Raw genomic sequence first — 16,068 nt, forward strand, 5'->3', positions numbered from 1 at the left:
TACTAATAACACCCTCATATGTAACAAAAAACATGAAGGATCCGCTCTCATCCGAGAGTCGGATTTTTTCTCGTTCCAACACGAATATAACTCTTGTCAAAACGTAATCATTACGATAAGATAATACTCATTGTGTTTAAATAATAATAATTACGATTAAGAGAAAGGGGCATTACCTTGAATAAAAAGACGCCACTGTTAGCGCTGGTCTCCTTGGCCTTAAGCGCTGGACTGTTGAGCGCCTGCGGATCATCTGAGTCCAGTCCCGCTGCGCAACCATCCACCAACAATAAAAATGTTCACTTCCTATATAACTTCTCCACCAGTTCGCTAGATCCACATGTGGACTCCAGCTATGTACCGCTGCGCGCGGGCATTACGGAAACGCTGGTTCGTCTCGATGAAGAGAATCTGACGGTTGCTCCATGGCTCGCGGAGAGCTGGGAGAGCGAAGACGGGCAGCATTGGACGATCGATCTGCGAGATGATGTGACCTTCCAGAACGGCAAGCCAATGACGGGTGAATCCGTTAAGGCATCCCTTGAACGTGCACTGGAAGAGAATGTAGCGATCCAGAACGCGCTGAAGATCGATACGATTGAAGCCGAGGGCGATAAGCTGGAGATCACCACAACTCAACCGTTCCCGGAGTTCGCTTCAGAACTGGTGAACCCCAACACGGCGATTATCGACGTGAGTGAGCCGGACGTTGTGAACAAGCCCATTGGTACGGGCCCGTTCAAGCTGACCTCTTTTACCCCAGGCAGCAAGCTGGATCTGGATCGCTATGATGAATACTGGGACGGAGCATCGCCACTGGACTCCATCACATTCTCATTCAATGAAGATGCCAATGCCCGCACACTAGCGCTCAAATCTGGGCAGGTTGATATCGTATACCGTCCAGAAGTTGAGAGCCTCGAATCGCTCAAAGCGCTGGACGGCATGAAGGTTGAGTCCACATCGACATTCCGCGTGCATCAGATGACGACGAATATGCAGCGGGAGAGTATGAAGGACATTAACGTCCGTCGTGCGGTGGATGCGTTGATCGACCGTCAGGGCATCGTGGACACGATCCTGCTCGGCTACGGGGAAGCGGCCATCGGACCATTCCTGCCATCGCTGCCGTTCGCGCCAACATATGCAGAGACTGCTAAGCAATCCGGGCCTGACGCTGCAGTGAACTATCTTAAGGAAGCAGGGTACACGCAGCAAAACGGCGTGATGACCAAGGATGGCAAACCATTGCAGCTGACGCTACTGACGTATTCGGCTCGTGCCGATCTGCCACTAATTGCTCAAGTGTTCCAATCTGATGCGAAGAAGATTGGGATCGACGTGCAGATTCGCCAGATTGACACGCCAGAAGATTATATGGCATCCAACCGTGACTGGGATATTGCGACGTACAGTAATTTGACAGCCCCGCGTGGCGATGCAGGTTATTACCTGAATGCAACGTACCATCCGAAGGGTGCTCTTAACTTCAGCGGATCGGAAGACCCGGAACTGACCAAGATTATCGACGAGCTGAATCTCACCGTTGCACCGGAGAAACGCGCAGAGCTTGCCGAGAAGGCAGCCAACTACGTGCATGACAACGTGCTGAATTCATTCGTGCTGCATCCGGGTACGATCGTTGCCTATAACGGCAAGAAGATCAAAAATTGGGTTACCACCCGCAGTGAATATTACATGATTACCAATAAGCTGGACGTGATGTAATGTTTCGCATTTTGCTTCGGAAGTTCCTAGAGGTATTTATTTTTCTGCTGTTCATTATGTTTGTGAGTTTCCTGTTCATTCGTTTGGCGCCGGGTGATCCAGTGCTGACGATCCTGAACGTAGATGAACTGTCTGTCAGTCAGGAGCAGGTCGAAGCTGTACGCGAGGAGATGGGCTTCAACGATTCGCTTCCTGTCCAATTTGGCAACTGGTTGCTCGATTTCGTTCGACTCGACTTCGGCGTATCGTATTCGACAGGTCAGCCCGTCATGCAGACCTTGATGCGTGCGCTGCCGGCTACGGCTGAGCTGACGATAGGCGCTCTGCTGGTCATGCTCGTGATAGCGATCCCGCTCGGCTCGCTTTCAGCGCTCCATCGCGGAAGTTGGATTGACCGGGGCAGCCGGATGCTCTCCATTGTGGGTGCGGCGGTGCCAAGCTTCTGGCTGGGTCTGATCCTGATCGATATGTTCGGCGTACGATTCGGCAATCTGCCGACTATGGGCCGGGATGGATTCACCTCGCTTATTCTGCCATCTCTGACGCTGGGACTTGCCATCTCCAGCGTTTATGTGCGTCTTTTGCGTTCCAGCCTGCTAGATTCTCTTAGTCAGGAGTTCGTTCGGTCCGCCCGGGCAAGAGGGTTATCCGAAGGCCGGATCTTCATGCTTCATGCGTTTCGGCACAGTCTGCCGCCTGTCATTACGGTATTCGGCGTAAGCCTCGGCAGCCTGATTGGTGGAGTTGTCGTGATTGAAGTGTTGTTCGCTTATCCGGGTATTGGCAAGCTTGTCGTTGACGCCATCCGTCAGCGTGATTATCCATTGATCCAGGGTTACATCCTGATCATGGCGATCTTGGTATTCCTCGTGAATACGGCGGTTGACCTGTCTTATCGTTATTTGAATCCTGAAATGAAACTCAAGGAAAAGGAGGCCCACCGATGAAAACCATGCCCCTGCCCATTTCAACTACAAAATCTAAAAAACATAGCTGGCAGGCGATCGTTGGTTTGCTATTTGCACTGCTAGTCATCGCGGCCTCCGTATATGCCTTTTTAGTTCTGAAACATGATCACACGTTAACCGATCTGCGCGGACGATTGCAGGGGGCAAGTGCTCTCCATCCGTTCGGCACCGATCATCTGGGCCGCGATGTACTGACACGTCTGCTGCTTGGTGGCGGCCAAACACTGGGTTATAGCTTACTGGCACTCGGTGCTGCACTGCTGATCGGTATTCCATTTGGTTTGATCGCGGGTTACAAACGTGGCTGGGTCGATAAACTGTTCATGCGGATCGCCGATGCCTTTCTTGCTTTTCCTGATACCATCGTCGCAATTGTACTAAGTGGTCTGCTAGGAGCCGGAATCGGCAATCTGGTGTTGGCGATCGTAATCGTGAAATGGGTTAGTTATGCGCGTCTCGTTCGAAGTACGGTTTTATCGGAGTCCCAAAAGGATTACATTCGCATCGCCCGGACCAACGGACTGTCGGACGGTCGTATCATGAGAAAACATCTGCTTCCACATATCGCAGGCCATGTGCTCGTACTGGCCAGTCTTGATCTGGGCAAAATCATTTTGCTCATCTCTTCATTGTCCTACATCGGGCTTGGCGCACAGCCGCCAACACCTGAATGGGGTGCGATGCTGAACGACTCGCGGCCTTACTTCCAGTCTCGGCCGGAGTTGATGATCTATCCGGGGCTCGCTATTGTCTCGGTAGTCCTGCTTGCCAACATGCTGGGTGACTATCTGCGAGACCGGTTTGATGTGAAGAAGGAGGTGCAGCCGTGATTCTCTCCATTGAGGAACTGAGCATCTCCAGTCGGGATCGGACTATTGTAGATCAAGTCTCTCTCGCTGTTCGCGAAGGGGAGTTCATGGCATTGGTTGGACAAAGCGGTAGTGGCAAAAGCTTGCTCTCGCAAGCGATTGGTCGGCTGCTGCCGCCCAACCTGCAGGCGTCGGGACGAGTCATGTTCGAAGGCAGCAACCTGCTCGAACGGAAACCAAAGGAGATGCGTGTCCTGCGGGGAAGCCGCATCTCATATATTTTCCAAGACTACCAGGGAGCATTTACGCCATTTCGCAGTATTGGTGGGCACTTTGATGAATACCAGAAGGTACATGGGGAAAAGTCTTCTGCCATCCGCAAGAAACGGGCGGAGGAAGCGCTGGAATCGGTTGGCCTTAGCGCTGAATTGCTGCGCCGCTATCCGTTCCAGTTGAGCGGTGGACAGCTTCAGCGGGCTTCAATTGCTACGTCACTGATGCTGTCTCCTCGTCTGTTGATTGCTGACGAAGCAACAACAGCACTGGACAGTGTGTCTGGGCATCGTGTGTTGGAGCTGCTGGCACGCAAGCAAGCGGAGACGGGGTGTGCGATTCTGTTTATCACACACGATTGGCGTCATGTACGCCGCTATGCCAGCCGTTTGGCTGTGATGAAGGAAGGTCAGATCGTCGAATCTGGCGGAAAGCATCGCATTCTCGACCATCCTCAGCATGAATATACGCGTCAGCTGATTGATGCGGCTCCCGTTCTGAGTCGCTCGCTGAAGTCGGGATTGAAGGAGGCAGGAATCGAATGAAGACGACCGCAAATGATGAACGCCGTGGACTCGTGCAGTCCGAAGAAGAATCTGGTGTGCGAAGCCACGATTTTGCAAAAGACGTAAACCATGCATACACAGACAATGCAGTCATAGATACTGCCGTTGCAGCTCATGCAGTCATAGATACTACAGATACAGATCAAGCGGATACAGATGCGAATATAGATTCGACCGATGCAAAGACTTCTTCATCGTTCAGCATCTCCGCGGACCCCGTGCTTCACGTCGAACATCTTAGCCGTACGTATGCAGGTGCAGACCGACCGGCTGTGAATGATATATCCTTTGCCCTGAACCGCGGTGAGTGTCTTGGCCTGGTTGGCGAGAGCGGCTGTGGGAAGAGTACACTCGCCCGCTGTCTGCTACGGATCGAAGATGCGGATAAGGGCTCGATTATACTGGGCGGACAGGATATCGCGCGGCTGAGCGGCCGACGGTTGCGACCTCATCGACGGAAAATCCAGATTGTTTTCCAGAACCCGATGGCTGCACTGAATCCAAAGCTCAAGATTGCCGACTCGCTAATCGATCCGTACGAACAACTTGGACGGAACGCCGAACTGTCCCATTTTACCTATACTTCGAAGGACGCTTACGTCCAAAAGCTGCTTGAAGCGGTCGAGCTTCCAAGCGATTTGGCTGGACGTTATCCGCACGAGCTAAGTGGTGGACAGCGTCAGCGGGTCACGATCGCGCGTGCCATTGGGATTGAGCCGGACGTCGTCGTTCTGGATGAGCCGACCGCCAGCCTGGACGTGATCTCGCAAGGTGCAGTTTTGCAGTTGCTCACCGATCTGCGGACATCGCTTGGTCTTTCATACGTGTTCATCTCGCATGACTTGGCCGCGGTACATCGCATGAGCCAGCGCATCATCGTCATGCGGGAAGGTCAGATCGTTGACCGCTTTGGCGCAGATGCGTTGTTCGCTGAAGAACGCCATCCGTACACGAAGGAACTGATTTCAATTTTCTGAGTACTCCCCGAAACGCCGTTGGCTGTGATAGTCATTTCAAATCAATAAAGAGCCGCTTAGCGAAACATTCGAGAGCGGCTCTTTAGCGCATCCATTTTCACGGCTATACAAAATTTCATGTACCAAGTCCCACTAAATCCGGGTTCCTTTCTTTGTTTTGAACAAATATATCTTTCAGGCCTATAACCGGGCTAACGTTCCGATGTAAACTAGCGTATACTGATGGAATAGCAAATATCTTGAAATTGCATATTTAAATTGCTCTATATTATTGATACACTAGATCAAGGTTATATTCATTCAGAGAAGGTGCGACCCCGTTCAAGAATGGGCTTGCTGCAAATGCCAAATCGATAACGCTTACATCCTTTTGGCAAATATAGGATATAAGGACGGTAGACATGAGCCAGGGACAAACGAGTACAGATGTTATCTTGATTGGTGCCGGAATTATGAGTGCAACTTTGGGAACTTTGCTAAAAGAATTGGCACCAGACTGGAATATTAAGGTTTTCGAAAAGCTAGCCACTGCAGGAGAGGAAAGCTCCAACGAATGGAATAATGCCGGAACCGGGCATGCTGCATTGTGCGAACTTAACTATACCGTTGAACGACCAGACGGAACCGTAGATATTAGCAAAGCGATTAAAGTGAATGAACAATTTCAGATCTCAAAGCAATTTTGGTCCTATCTCGTCAATAGCCGTCTGATTCGTAATCCGCGGGACTTCATTATGCCGATTCCTCATTTGAGTTATGTACACGGAGAGAGCAATGTCCAGTTTTTGAAAAGACGTTATGACTCCTTGTCGAATCACCCGTTGTTCGCAGGCATGGAATTCTCGGATGACAAGAAAGAGCTGGCGAAATGGATGCCGCTAATGATGAAAGATCGTACCAGTAATGAACCTGTTGCAGCGACCAAAATTGACTCCGGTACGGACGTTAACTTTGGTGCTTTAACGCGTATGCTGATCAAACATTTGAAGGAACAACACGTGGGCATCCACTACCAACATAGCGTGAAGAATATGAAACGCACCAGCGATGGACAATGGGAACTGTCCGTGAAAAACCTGAAGAGCGGTGCAGTCGAACGCCATAAGGCAAAATTCGTCTTTATCGGTGCAGGTGGCGGAAGTCTGCATCTGCTACAGAAGACGGGCATTCCGGAAGGTAAACATATCGGCGGATTCCCGGTCAGTGGGATCTTTATGGTGTGCAAAAATCCAAAAGTTGTGGAACAGCATCACGCCAAGGTATATGGCAAGGCTTCGGTAGGGGCTCCGCCGATGTCTGTACCACATCTGGATACCCGTTTTATCGACAATAAGAAGTCGCTGTTATTTGGACCGTTTGCCGGGTTCTCACCAAAGTTCCTGAAAACGGGTTCCAATGCTGACTTAATCACGTCGGTTAAGATGCATAATCTGCTTACAATGCTCGCAGCAGGCGTCAAAGAAATTTCTTTGACCAAATATCTGATCCAACAACTGATGTTATCCAAAGAACAACGTATGGCAGAATTGCGTGACTTTGTTCCGGGTGCGAAGAGTGAGGATTGGGATATGGTTCTGGCGGGCCAGCGTGTGCAGGTGATCAAGGATACCGTTCAAGGTGGCAAGGGGACGCTCCAATTCGGTACAGAAGTGGTCACGTCTGCAGATGGAACGATTGCCGCTTTGTTAGGTGCATCACCGGGTGCATCCACCGCGGTTCAGGTCATGCTTGAGATTCTTCAGCGGTGCTTCCCGCAGCATATGGAGGCATGGGAGCCAAAGATCAAGGAAATGATTCCTTCCTACGGCATATCCCTTGTGGAGAATCTGGATCTCCTCAAAGAGGTTCATTCTTCAACAGCCAAGGCGCTGGGATTATCGGATGGAAAACAAGTCCTGCACGTATAACGTTTAGCTTATCGTGTTAGATCATAATGAAGCCATAGAAAAGAGAGCTAAGCCGGGATAAAACCCGTGCTTAGCTCTCTTTTGGTTTATTTGGTATGTCTGAACCTGAACTTGAGCTTGGAATTGAACTTGAACATGTCCGCTATCATCGCGTTCACCTTAGACCTTTTACACAGAGCATACGGATACCGATCGTACAGTATACGGCTGTAGAGTCATAGAACGATCTTATCGCTCAGGCTCTTATGCTGCGGTCCAAAGGGATGACAAAGGAAACTTTCGTACCTTGGCCCGGCGAGCTGACGATGGTCAAACCTTGTCCGTACATCTGGGTCAACCGGCGATGCGTATTGGTTAATCCAATGCCTCCGGTTCCCCCTGGTCCCTTCTTCGGCCATGCCAATGCCCGTTCTATCTGTTCCGGTTGCATCCCTACACCATCATCTTCAATCTCAATCAAGGTGGACGTGGTTTGGTTGATGATCCGGATATGCACGGTTCCACCCTCCACTTTGTTTAAAATACCATGTCGAACTGCATTTTCAATGAGCGGTTGAATGGTGAGTGGCGGCAGGGATAGATCAAGATCATCCGGAATATCCCAGCTGACGTTCAACCGATGCATGAATCGTTCTTTCTCAATGTAGAGATAGGCGCGGGAGAGATCCAACTCATGAGTGACCTCCACCATTTTCTCCGAATTGACAAAATGAAAGCTGGTCTGAAGATACTCGATAAAGGCATCGCCCAGTTTCTGCATTCGCTCTGTGTCCATCTCACTAAGAACCATGATTGAATTGAGCGTATTAAAAAGAAAATGGGGCTGGATCTGTGCTTGTAAGTAAGCAGCTTCCATGCGCAGCCGCTCATCGATGGATTGTTTCAGCACAATCAGTGATCCAATGCGATGCCTCAACTCAACGGCATCCACGGGCTTGGTGACATAGTCCGTCGCACCGGCCATGAATCCGGCGTAAACATCCGCTGGTTCGTTACGGGCCGTCAGCAACAGGATGGGAAGCTCGGATACCGAATAACGCTTGCGTACGTTCTCGGTCAATTCATAACCGGATATATGGGGCATCATGACATCGGCAATCAGTAAGTCCCACGGCTCCTTATCCAGCAATTCAAGTGCCTCAAGCGCCGAGGCTGCAGGTTGAATATGGTAAGGTTCATTCGCAAGCATGGAGATCAGTACTCGCAGGTTAACAGGATCATCATCGACGGCAAGAATTCTTGCGGCAGTCTTATCATGAGATTGAGATAGTGTCTGCTGCTGCGGCTCTGCAATCGCAATTTCATCGAAGCTGTGAGCGTCCCATTGCTGCTCAGTCTGGTCCGATAGCGATACGGTGTCTTCCCGTGGAAGCGAGATCTGGAAGGTCGATCCTTGCCCAGGTACAGATTGCACGGTGAGCTGTCCGCCATGGAGTTCAATGAGCTGTCTGCTGATATTTAGACCGAGGCCGATTCCTCCACTTAAGCGAGCCTCTGGGGTTCCCTGTTCATACGCCTCGAATATTCGCTGTTGTATCTCCTCACTTATGCCAACACCTGTATCTGAGACTTGAATTAAAATGCTCTCTCCATGTTCCTGAACAGAGACGGTAATTGTACCCTCATCGGTAAATTTGAGTGCATTATGCAACAGGTTGTAAAGTACCTGAACAAGTCTTCTCTCATCGGCCTGAATCAATGGCAGTGATTCAGGAATATCTACCTTCATGTGGACCGGCCTTCCCTCTGCCATAAACCGGAACATACCGATCACACCTGGGATGACAGATGCAAGGGAAAGTGGTTTCTTTTGAAGTTTAATACGTTTCTCCTTCAGACGAATCACATCAAGCAGGTCATCAACGAGTTGAGACATGCGTCGACCGATGGTAACTAACAGTTTCATGTCCTCGGCCTGCTGACCACCTGATTTACGCCGTTCACGGACTGCAATGCTCTCGGCAATGTTGATGATGCCATGCAGCGGTGTACGCAGCTCATGAGCCGTATTCACAAGAAACTGATCCTTCTGTCGATCCTCCTCTTTGAGCTGTTCGTACAACTTCTCAATCTCACTTGAATTGCGAAAGTATTTTCTGAACCAATAGGCGGAGAAACCGAATATGGCCGCAATAACATCTATTGGATAATATACATTGGTAATTTCATTATGTGAGTTCACTATTCCCCACAGTACGCTGGATAAGCTACTCGTCGCTGCGAAGAGCAAAAAGCTTGCGTCACTTCGTTTATCAGCTGCCATTCGGAAGAACAGGTAAACAGACCAGCCGATGGCAAACAGATAGAGGAAATCAGAAAGCCCAATCTCAAGTACATGATAAATTAGGGTCACTGGTGCGACGAGTAAAAATAAACAGTAAACGCCAAGCACGCTGGCATAGATACGGAACAGTTTACGCCATTGTAGATTATGGGAGAAGCTTCTAGCCATCTGTAAAAGAAAGAATGCGAACAACGGATAAGACAACGCTTTGGCCTTAACGATCCAAGTGAAGTTGAGTGGAATCCAACTCAATAACAGATTGTCATGGTCGGAAGCGACCGTTAGGGCAGCTACCAGTGTTAGCATCGAGAACGTCAGCAGAGCTCGTTCCTTTCGGATAAACAGAAACATGACAAAAGCGTATAGGCTGTGCAAAATCAGTATGGCGAATGTAATCTTTTGCAAGTCAATGGATAGTCCTCGTTCACTTCCAATGGCTTCTGGAGAACCAAAATAGAGAGAGCGTGTGATCCCTCCGCTATAAGGATCGTCAAAATTGGCTGTCTGCACCAAAAGATTGAGTTCGGTAGAACCGTCAAGCACATAGGAAGTCGTAAATGCAGTCCTTTCTGGTCGATAGGCTTCGGCATGAGTGGCAGGTTGGCCGAATTCGGCAACAATGGTCCCGTTCATCTCGATGATCGATGATGTCTGGATTTTCTGAGCCCAGAGAGAGACTTCCTCCACAGATGGATCTAACAGTATGCGAAGACGGTACGTCCCATATCCGAACGATGATGAGGATTGTGGTAATGCATTACGCCAGTCACCGGGAACTTGAATCCGTGTGGATAGGTTATCCGCTATTTTCGCGTCAGAATTAGAGATTAACGCTTGGGGATAAAACTCCCATTCTCCATCCAGGGATATGGGTGAAGCGTTGGCGAGGTCCCAACCTCGAAGATCCAACACGCCTTTAGTAGGTTCAGGATGTGCGGGTATGGTGAAGGACTCGGACCATATCCAGCGAAAGCCAAGCAAAATAGTCAGAAATAGAATCGACAGCAATACATATCGGGGTATCTTTTTATAGGTTATTGGTTTCATGGCAGACTTTAGTTTTCGACAGTTTAATTCAAATTCCTGCATGCCCTCTGCCAAAGAAGAACATTTTTTTGAATACCGGAACATAGATTCTATATTCAAATGATAGCGGTACCACATCAGGATTTATGGTAAAATTATAGATTAAAGGATGATCAGTGAGCCAGAGGAGTTGTGCATATGAGAGTGATTTTGGTAGATGATGAATATCTCGCTCTGAGCAGGTTGAACAAACTGTTGCTAGAGAGAGAGGATTGCGAAGTTATCGGCTCTTTTCTGACGGCACAGGAGGCCATAGATCAGATCAAAATTCATCTTCCGGAAATCGTCTTCATGGACGTTCAAATGCCGGGGATGAACGGGATCGAGGCGACCGAACGTATCCATGAGGTTTCTCCTGGAACAGAAGTTATTTTCACAACCGCATATAACGAACATGCACTGACGGCCTATGGGCTTGAAGTGCTGGACTATATTATGAAGCCTGTAACGCGTGACCGTTTGGAAAAAACGATGAAGATGTATCAACGCCGAACGGTGTCAGCAAGTCTGAATATAGCAGAAGGGCCATCCATGTTAATCCGTTGTCTGGGGATGCTCCAAGTCCAAGTGCACCCAAATGAGCCGCCAAAACATATGAAGTTCAGAACAACCAAGATTAGAGAGTTATTTGCCTATTTGCTCCACCATCGGAACAAACCGATTAAGCGGGATAAGCTACTTGAACTGTTGTGGCCAGAGTTGGATGAGCGGAGAGGTATATCCAATCTGCACAGTGGCATCCATCGCTTACGCAGCATGATGAACGAATTCATGGGTGAGGACAGGATGGTCATTCGTTATCAACAGTTTGGATATCTATTGGAAACGGGTGAATTCAGGATTGACGTGGAAGAATGGGAAAGTCGTCTTAACCGATTGCCTCTATTATCTTCGTCTACAATAGCTGAACATCGGCATACCTCAGATCAATATGAAGGCAAATATTATGGCGAGGACGATTACGTATGGGCTGAGCTGGAGCGCCAGCGATTGCATGCACTATGGCGTAATCATGCCATGCAACTTGCACAATATTACATCGATCTGGGACAGAATACGGAAGCACTCACGCTATATCACCGGGTACAGCAATTCGAGCCATCATTGGAGGAAGTCGGATTGGCCTTAATGAAGACCTATGATCGATTAGGCAATAAAGATCCTGTAATCGCACAATATAATCAGTTGGTTACCACATTAGAACAAGAGGCGGGCATACGTCCTGGCTTGGAAGTTGAGTTGTGGTACCAACAATGGAAACAATCGAATATTTAATTGAAATATTCAGCCTTGCAGCTTCATTTGCAGGGCTGTTTTTTTGTCGTATTTGTTAGCGAAAGGTTTGGTAAGAGTTTGGTAAGAGGCTATGTGTAGAATAAGCAAAATGAGGGTAGAGATGATGTTTTGAGTCAGTAAGCAGTCCAAAAATAACATATTAAGTAGGAGGAACCTATGTACACAGCAAAAATCCGGAAGAAACCATGGCAAAGAATTTCCATGCTGGTTCTTTCCTTTATTCTGGCGATTGGAACGTTGCCCATGAGTTTGGCTCAAGCGGAGGCGACTAATGAGACTCCTGTTGGTCCAGGTGGAATTGGTGCCTCTGCACTGTGGCTACGATCAGATCTGGGGATGGGAGTTGCCAGTGGCCAAAAGGTGAGTATCTGGGAAGATCAAGGCAGTAAAATAAACAACGCAACTCAAAGTACGGAAGCTAATCAACCGACCTATTGGGATGATAAAAATCATAATATCAATTTCAATCCGGTATTGGAATATAACGGCACGAGTAGTTTTATGAATCTGGATGTAAGTAAGCTTCCTCAAGGGAAGAGCCCTAGATCGATCATTACCGTTAGTAGAACCAATAAAACTGGAGGCCTCAATTATATTATTTCATGGGGAGTACAAACGGGTGGTTATACGGGTATGGGGATGCTTCAAGTTGACGCAAGGGGCGGCTTGACGACATTTAACAGTGACCCTAACCAGACTTTATATACTCCCGACAAGTTTATGGGAATGACGTTCCCGACCGAGCTATTTGTTACTTGGACAGGTGGGGACACTGGAACGAATATAGCTAGATTGTACAGTAAAATGAAGCAGGTACAGGAATTGGGTGGTTGGGGAAAAGATACTGCTAAGGCGTGGAATACTGGTAACTCGGACGGAGCCGTAGTTGGTAAGCTAATTCCGGCAACTGCGGCCAATAGTGGGCATTGGGAGGGTACGATTGAAGAAATCATCGTATTTGACCATGCTCTGACGGACGCAGAACGCCAAAAAGTCAGCACATATCTGGCGATAAAATACGGGTATACGCTGGATCAGACGACAGCAAATTCATATGTCGATTCAAACATGGCTACGATCTGGGATGCCCAGGAGAACGCAGTCTACACCCATCGCATTACAAGCATCGGTCGAGATGATCAGAGCGGATTGATGCAGAAACAAGCCAAAGCGCAGGAACAGGGATCTACATTGACGATTGCATTGGGCAACAGTGTTGAGGATACCAATTCTGCAAATAAAAATGAATTCTCAAAGGACTCTTCTTTCTTTACGTTTGGTGACAATGGAGCGAGTACTGAATTCAAAACACCAATTACGAAAGATGGGAAAAAACTGCTTGGGATGGAGCGTGTCTACAAAGTACAGAAAGCAAACTGGACTGAATCACAGATTACACTTCAGGTAGACGGAACGGGAGGTAACCCGGCGTTGCCTCAATATGTTGTGATCAGCGAGGATGCTCAATTTGATGGACAAGACTCATTCCATTTAATTGAGAACGGCCAAGTAACTCTTAATACCTCAAATTTCGGTCCGAACTCTTACTTTACCATTGCAACTGCTGCTACTCCTTTGACGGTACCAGACGTCACACTGATCGACGATGAGTTGACATGGGAAGCAGTTGCGCATGCAGACAAATATGAAGTAACAATCGAACTGGAAGACGGCACGAAGCGGATGGTGGAAGTAACCGGAACGGCGCTTAATCTGTCGCAATTAGTACCCTCGCTAGAAGTTGGCACCTACAAAGTGACAGTAACAGCGAAGACGAACAATCCAGCCTATTCAGATTCAGAAGAGTCCAATTCGAAAAGTTATGTTGTTGCTATTGATAAGTCGAAGTTGAAAGCCAAAATCGATGAGATTAACGGTAAGACTGAAACAGGCGAACTGGACAAAGAGGAGTACACGCCAGAATCATGGCAAACGCTGCAAAATGCGTTAGAAGTTGCTCAATCTGTGTTCGACGATGAAAATGCAACACCAGAGCAAGTGGAAAAAGCGCATCAGAATTTGGTGGATGCCCGAGAAGGTCTTATCAAAAAGCCTGGTACTGGTATCGACACGTCAGTGCTAAAAAACGAATATGATAGAATCAAGGGTGAAAATCTAACCGAAACGGAATATACGGTAGAGAGCTGGGAAGCACTCAAAGATGCGATGAATGAAGCAGAGCGAGTGTTGAGTGATCTGACAGCGAATCAAGCGCAGGTAGATAAGGCACTTCAAGATCTGACTAACGCTAGAACAGGACTTACCAAAGTGATTGGTACGGATACATCTACCTTGCAAACACTGGTCCCTTCCGTGGGAGGCTTGTCTCCGGCCTTTGATCCGGCTAAAGATACCTACACCATTTCTGTTCCGAATAGCGTATATCAATTCCAACTCACGCCAACGGCACTTGATCCATTTGCGAAGATTGAAATAGCTGTTGGAGATGGAGAATGGAACGAGGTTACAGGTGGTAGTGCAAGTGAGAATTTACCGCTTCAAGTTGGCGGAAATAAGATCGTTGTTAGAGTAACGGATTCACTTGGAAATGTTACGGCGTATAAAATCAACGTGACTAGAGCATCCAGTGACAATGGTAACAACAATGGAGGCAACAATGGCGGCAGTGGAAATACAGGAGGCAACAGTGGAAGCACACCAGCACCTACACCTGCGCCAGTACCAACACCAACTCCGGCACCCGTGAAGGATAATCTGGAAACAACCCGGGATGGCAGTCATCAACCATTTGCTACATCCAAATCATCTGACAACAAAGAAACAATGGTTCAAGTTGATCCAGCCAAGCTGAATGTTGCCATGTCACAAGGCACAGGGCAGCAGTTCGCCATTCATTCACCGAATGATGGGGATATGAAGGTGGACGGTTTAACCCTCGAAACACTGAAACAATTAGTAGATCAAGGTTCCAAATTGAACATTAGCAATCCGCTGGCGATCTATCCAGTACCTGGCGGCAAAATGGACTTAAACGGTGTATCCGGACAGCTTGGTAATGCAGCGTTGAACGATATCGATGTCCATATCAACATCGCACGTTCATCGGATACGTTGATTGACAGCGCCGAAACAAGAGCCGCTTCCCAAGGATACGAGCTACTTGTCACACCGGTCGATCTGGATCTCACCTTTACGAAAGATGGACAAACGGTTCGATCTGGGCTACTGAACGGTTATGCACCGAAGTATATTGCGCTTCCGGAAGGGATCGACCCGAACCGGATTACAACAGGCGTGATCATCAACCCGGACGGTAGCATATTCCATGTACCAACGGTTATTACCAAAGTCGATAGCCGTTACTATGCACTCATTAATGACTTGCGCAGCAGCGGAAGTTACTCGGTCATCTGGAACCCGCAGGATTTTGAAGATGCCAGATCTCATTGGGGTAAAACTGATGTGAACAACATCGCTGCAAGACTGGATTTGAAAGGTAACGGAGATAACACATTCTCACCGAACCGTCAGGTTACCCGTTCCGAGTTTGCCGAGATTGTTGTGCTTGGACTGGGCTTAATGCGTCAGGATGCACCACAGAATCTATTCCCTGACGTTAACGATTCGGCATGGTTCCGCTCCGCGGTAGCCCTCGCGAATGAATTCGGTATCGTTCGCGGTTACGATAATGGGAACTTCTACGGTAATCAGGAGATCACACGTGAGCAAGGATTTGCCATGGTTGCTCGTGCGTATCGTCTGATCGAACCGGAAGCAGCAATCAGCCCGGATCAGATGAACTCTGAACTGGAACGTTACAGTGATGCAGCGGATGTATCGAATTGGGCGAAAGAAGATGTAGCCCAATTGATTGCAGCGGGGATTATCCAAGGTAATGGGCCAGAGGTTCTGAGTCCGAAGACAACGATGACCCGTGCTGAGGTCACAGCATTGATTGCAAGAATGTTGAAAGTAACACACTTGATTGATCAATAAACACAATTTAAAACGAAAAGCCTTTGCTGACATTGGGGGTCGGCAAAGGCTTTTTATTTTTTGAACTGACGTTGGAGCAGCTGAACTCTATGTGTCTCCTGCTAGAGGATATGATAAAAGGTTATCCACCCTCATATCCTCCTTTCTATCGTTTGTATTCATTATCGTATAGCTTGGTAAGAGTTTGGTAAGAGGCTCAGTGTAGAATAAGCAATGA

The 16,068-nt window shown here is 48.2% G+C and carries 9 protein-coding genes; 8 read left to right on the forward strand and 1 reads right to left on the reverse strand.

Annotated features, from left to right (window positions below):
- The first annotated feature begins 177 nt into the window (after window positions 1-177).
- The 6 genes from nikA (at window position 178) to J2X75_RS18470 (ending at window position 7,228) form a co-directional block, all read left to right on the forward strand.
- The gene (nikA, locus tag J2X75_RS18445) at window positions 178-1,728 is read left to right on the forward strand and encodes a nickel ABC transporter substrate-binding protein (RefSeq protein WP_310338770.1); all 1,551 of its coding nucleotides are present in this window, start codon (window positions 178-180) and stop codon (window positions 1,726-1,728) included.
- The gene (nikB, locus tag J2X75_RS18450) at window positions 1,728-2,675 is read left to right on the forward strand and encodes a nickel ABC transporter permease (RefSeq protein WP_105600569.1); all 948 of its coding nucleotides are present in this window, start codon (window positions 1,728-1,730) and stop codon (window positions 2,673-2,675) included. The genes nikA and nikB overlap by 1 nt, the downstream gene beginning before the upstream one ends.
- Window positions 2,672-3,526: a nickel transporter permease gene (nikC, locus tag J2X75_RS18455; protein WP_105600567.1), complete on the forward strand. Its 855-nt coding sequence runs from the start codon at window positions 2,672-2,674 to the stop codon at window positions 3,524-3,526. Before nikB ends, nikC begins: the two co-directional genes overlap by 4 nt.
- On the forward strand, window positions 3,523-4,323 hold the full coding sequence (locus J2X75_RS18460) for an ABC transporter ATP-binding protein (protein WP_310338777.1): 801 nt from the start codon (window positions 3,523-3,525) through the stop codon (window positions 4,321-4,323). Before nikC ends, J2X75_RS18460 begins: the two co-directional genes overlap by 4 nt.
- The gene (locus tag J2X75_RS18465; protein WP_310338781.1) at window positions 4,320-5,321 is read left to right on the forward strand and encodes an ABC transporter ATP-binding protein; all 1,002 of its coding nucleotides are present in this window, start codon (window positions 4,320-4,322) and stop codon (window positions 5,319-5,321) included. Before J2X75_RS18460 ends, J2X75_RS18465 begins: the two co-directional genes overlap by 4 nt.
- A 401-nt stretch (window positions 5,322-5,722) precedes the next feature.
- The gene (locus J2X75_RS18470) at window positions 5,723-7,228 is read left to right on the forward strand and encodes a malate:quinone oxidoreductase (protein WP_310338783.1); all 1,506 of its coding nucleotides are present in this window, start codon (window positions 5,723-5,725) and stop codon (window positions 7,226-7,228) included.
- 235 nt (window positions 7,229-7,463) lie between these two features.
- Here the strand turns inward: J2X75_RS18470 and J2X75_RS18475 are convergent, their stop codons facing one another.
- On the reverse strand, window positions 7,464-10,559 hold the full coding sequence (locus J2X75_RS18475) for a hybrid sensor histidine kinase/response regulator (protein ID WP_310338785.1): 3,096 nt from the start codon (window positions 10,557-10,559) through the stop codon (window positions 7,464-7,466).
- A gap of 177 nt (window positions 10,560-10,736) precedes the next feature.
- Here J2X75_RS18475 and J2X75_RS18480 point away from each other — a divergent pair, with 177 nt between their 5' ends.
- Both J2X75_RS18480 and J2X75_RS18485 read left to right on the forward strand, forming a co-directional pair.
- Window positions 10,737-11,873 (forward strand): response regulator, encoded by a 1,137-nt coding sequence (locus tag J2X75_RS18480; RefSeq protein ID WP_310338787.1) that lies wholly within the window; start codon window positions 10,737-10,739, stop codon window positions 11,871-11,873.
- Window positions 11,874-12,050: 177 nt separating this feature from the next.
- Entirely contained in the window at window positions 12,051-15,851 is a 3,801-nt protein-coding gene (locus J2X75_RS18485) for a DUF8202 domain-containing protein (protein WP_310338791.1), read from the forward strand.
- Window positions 15,852-16,068: the final 217 nt, after the last annotated feature.

Origin of the sequence: Paenibacillus sp. 2003 (assembly GCF_031455635.1) — a bacterium.
Lineage (GTDB): Bacteria > Bacillota > Bacilli > Paenibacillales > Paenibacillaceae > Paenibacillus > Paenibacillus amylolyticus_B.

Coding starts and splice junctions, on each gene's coding strand:
- nikB (WP_105600569.1), top strand. CDS start 1,728: ATGTTTCGCATTTTGCTTCGGAAGTTCCTAGAGGTATTTATTTTTCTG.
- nikC (WP_105600567.1), top strand. CDS start 2,672: ATGAAAACCATGCCCCTGCCCATTTCAACTACAAAATCTAAAAAACAT.
- J2X75_RS18465 (WP_310338781.1), top strand. CDS start 4,320: ATGAAGACGACCGCAAATGATGAACGCCGTGGACTCGTGCAGTCCGAA.
- J2X75_RS18470 (WP_310338783.1), top strand. CDS start 5,723: ATGAGCCAGGGACAAACGAGTACAGATGTTATCTTGATTGGTGCCGGA.
- J2X75_RS18475 (WP_310338785.1), bottom strand. CDS start 10,559: ATGAAACCAATAACCTATAAAAAGATACCCCGATATGTATTGCTGTCG.
- J2X75_RS18480 (WP_310338787.1), top strand. CDS start 10,737: ATGAGAGTGATTTTGGTAGATGATGAATATCTCGCTCTGAGCAGGTTG.
- J2X75_RS18485 (WP_310338791.1), top strand. CDS start 12,051: ATGTACACAGCAAAAATCCGGAAGAAACCATGGCAAAGAATTTCCATG.